Annotated in this window: 5 protein-coding genes; all 5 read left to right on the forward strand. The window is 38.5% G+C overall.

What is annotated here, in order from left to right:
- Window positions 1-1,004 (forward strand): RHS repeat-associated core domain-containing protein (locus tag AB1422_18385; GenBank protein ID MEW6621269.1); only part of this gene is annotated, 1,004 nt, incomplete at its 5' end.
- A 22-nt stretch (window positions 1,005-1,026) separates the two neighbouring features.
- Window positions 1,027-1,842, forward strand: a complete 816-nt coding sequence (locus AB1422_18390; GenBank protein ID MEW6621270.1) for a hypothetical protein — start codon at window positions 1,027-1,029, stop codon at window positions 1,840-1,842.
- Between the two features lie 4 nt (window positions 1,843-1,846).
- The gene (locus tag AB1422_18395) at window positions 1,847-2,002 is read left to right on the forward strand and encodes a hypothetical protein (GenBank protein ID MEW6621271.1); all 156 of its coding nucleotides are present in this window, start codon (window positions 1,847-1,849) and stop codon (window positions 2,000-2,002) included.
- Window positions 2,003-2,035: 33 nt separating this feature from the next.
- Window positions 2,036-2,434 carry a hypothetical protein gene (locus tag AB1422_18400; protein MEW6621272.1) on the forward strand — a complete coding sequence of 133 codons (399 nt, stop codon included), beginning with the start codon at window positions 2,036-2,038 and terminating at the stop codon, window positions 2,432-2,434.
- Window positions 2,435-2,729: 295 nt separating this feature from the next.
- Entirely contained in the window at window positions 2,730-2,906 is a 177-nt protein-coding gene (locus AB1422_18405; protein ID MEW6621273.1) for a hypothetical protein, read from the forward strand.
- Window positions 2,907-3,103 lie beyond the last annotated feature (197 nt).

Raw genomic sequence — 3,103 nt, forward strand, 5'->3', positions numbered from 1 at the left:
GCAAGGTAGTTGAGCAGTATTTCTATTATCCCTTTGGTGGTGGCGGACCTGTCGGCGGACCAACATTTACAGGCAAGGAATTGGATGACAGCGGCCTGTTCTACTTCGGCGCCAGATACTACGACCCGGCACTGGGCAGGTTTATTTCACCGGATCCTGTAGATATAGTTGGTTCAAATCCGTATGTTTATTGTTATAACAATCCACTTGTTTATGTAGACCCCAACGGTGAGTTTGCTTGGTGGGCAGCATTCCTGATTGGTGGTTTTGTTAGTGCGGGTATAACCTATTTTGAAACTGGTGAATTCAGCCTTGAATCGTTCGTTATAGGTGGAATGATGAGTCTGATGACCTATGGGATAGCATTCTCAGGAGCAATGGATGCAGGAGTAGGTGCTGGTGTAGCAGAAACATTTGCCTCAAATAGGGTAATAGCCTCTGGTATTACTCAAATCATTATGTCCACAGACTTCGTGCGAAACGAATTAGGAATAGATAACTTCTGGGAATCTGTATTCGCTTCAGCCTTTATACAAGCAGGGATTGAAACAAGGTTGAATTGGGATAAAAATGTGAGTTTATTAGCTACGAATGAAGATGAGGTGAAGAATGCCATTGATCCTACTAAAGGAGGAAAATTTACACAGGCTAAGGTTTCTGGAAGATACGCACTTGACGAAGGCATGCATGGTTTTAAGAAGGTTGTTCGAGGGAATGATGTTTTAGGATATATTAGTCATGATAAGGTTCTGGGAAAGGTACCATTGACGACTCATACAGGGGTAATCACGAGGCAAAGTATTACTTCCTCTTTTGCCTCCAGGTTTAGATATATTTTAGAAGGAGTATGTCATCAGGATGTAGGTAGGGCACTTGGTATAGTTCCTACTCAATTATTTACTAAACAAATAGATGTCTGGCTTACAATGGGTGTTTATGGCTCTATGGGAGGGCCTGGTGCATTACCTGCATACCTATTAATTCAGTATGAGCGGTATCGATGAGAAGGAGATAAAGGAGAAAGTGATGAAAAGAGTTCTTTATCTCTTTTTGGTAATATCTTTAATAATATTAGGGTGTGCAGGGATGAGTATTAAAGGGAATACTGAACAGGGGGTGAAACAATTAGAGGGAAAAGTAGTTATAGCCAAAGAGGTATGGGAAAAAGAAAGAGGAAAAATGGTACGAAAAGGATGCCAATTATATGTTATGAATGCTGATGGTAGCAATTATCATCTACTCCAAGATGTATTTTTTCAGAATATTGAAACTCCAAGATGGTCACCAGATGGAAAAAAGATTGTTTTCCATGTATACTCGTATGAGAAAGGAGGGGTAAATAACCAAATATATATTATAAATGAAGATGGAAGTGAGTTTAAAGAAATATGTAAAGGGGGAGGTAGTCCATCTTTTTTCCAAAATGGAAAGATGATTGCCTTTAGAAAAGAGAATGAGATATACACTATAAAAATTGATGGTACTGATCTTAAACAGTTAACCAATGAAGGAGAGAAAGAAAATGAAACGGGGATATATCTTTCTAAAGATAAACATGATGTATCTCCAGATGGTAAAAAAATTCTCTTTAGGGGATGCAAAAAGCATATTGAAACTTCTAAATGGGAACCAGGTAATATTTTTATTATGAATGTTGATGGTACTGCTCTAAAACAAATTATTTCGACCTGTGCGGTTAGAAATTATCAAGGGCAATGGAATAAGAAGTATGATACCATGTGTCCCCCGCTGGCGGGGGTTAGGGGGTGGAATGTGAAATCTGACAAATCTAACAATTACGCATCCAATAAGGAATTTCAACCATTCGCAAAGAGGATTTAGAGTATTGAGATTTGCGGATGATGAGGTATTAAATCAGATAGAAGATGTGACAAGAAATATTGAAATGGTGATTGAAGAGATTTCCACCCCCTTAATCCCCCGCCAGCGGGGAAGATTTCAGATTCCATCAGTGGGGGGAACTCAAATTGGCAGTCTATAACCTAACCGCACAGGTCGAATTATTTTTGATGATGTGGTAGAAGTCGATTATGATAGTACCCCCCGATGGTCGCCAGAGGGGAATCAAATTGTTTTCATTGGAAGAGAAAAAGTCTCTCCAAAGGGAATAAATCAAATAGATGGAATATATGTAATAAATAGTAATGGTACAAATTTAAGGAAGATTGCTGAACAAAGAGGGTTGGGAGGATATAAAGAAGTTTGTTGGTCATCTGATGGTAAAAAAATTATGTATACTTACTATGTTTCTACAGATTGGCCTGTTATGTTGTGGGCAAATAGAACGGAATTACATGTAATAAATGCAGATGGTACAAATAATAGACTAATTAGAAAAATTGTAGATCCTAAAGTTGACTGGTGTCAGACAGAGACCACATTTGATTGGTGGACACCAAGAAAGGGGGAATAATTTTGTGGGTCGGGGTGTAGGGTCGGGTCGGGGTGTAGGGTCGTCGGGGTGTAGCGTCGGGGTGTAGGGTGTAGTGTAGGGTCGGCGGTAGTGTAGGGTCGCATCTTGAATTGTGAATTGATATTTTACATAACTTATCGTTAATAAAGGAATAGTAAAATTTACTTTTTCTTTCTCTTAATTGCTCTTTGAAAATTAAACATCCCTGATAATAGAGATTGCACCATTTTTTAGAGACCTGAATCCATCTAAAGGCGGTAAGATTACATATAAGGATTTAGGTGATAAGTGGGTAATGAGTTGGGAAGATGTACCGTTGTACTGGCCAGGTGATAAAAAAGAGACATTTCAGGTAATACTGAATGTAGACGGTTCGATTATATTTCAGTATAAAGACCTACAACATGTAGATTCTTATGTAAAAGCAGGGATAGAAGATGAGCGAGGAAAAGAGGGAATAGGAAATGTGTAGGGAAATGTGTAGGGTCGGGAAATGTGTAGGGGAAATGTGGTGTGTGTAGGGTCGCATCTTGAATTGGGGTGTGTGTAGGGTCGCATCTTGAATTGTGAATTGATATTTTACATAACTTATTGTTAATAAAGGAATAGTAAAATTTACTTTTTCTTTCTCTTAATTGCTCTTTGAAAATTAAACATCCCTGATAATAG

The organism is bacterium (assembly GCA_040757115.1).
Lineage (GTDB): Bacteria > UBA9089 > CG2-30-40-21 > CG2-30-40-21 > SBAY01 > JBFLXS01.

Coding starts and splice junctions, on each gene's coding strand:
- AB1422_18390 (MEW6621270.1), top strand. CDS start 1,027: ATGAAAAGAGTTCTTTATCTCTTTTTGGTAATATCTTTAATAATATTA.
- AB1422_18405 (MEW6621273.1), top strand. CDS start 2,730: ATGAGTTGGGAAGATGTACCGTTGTACTGGCCAGGTGATAAAAAAGAG.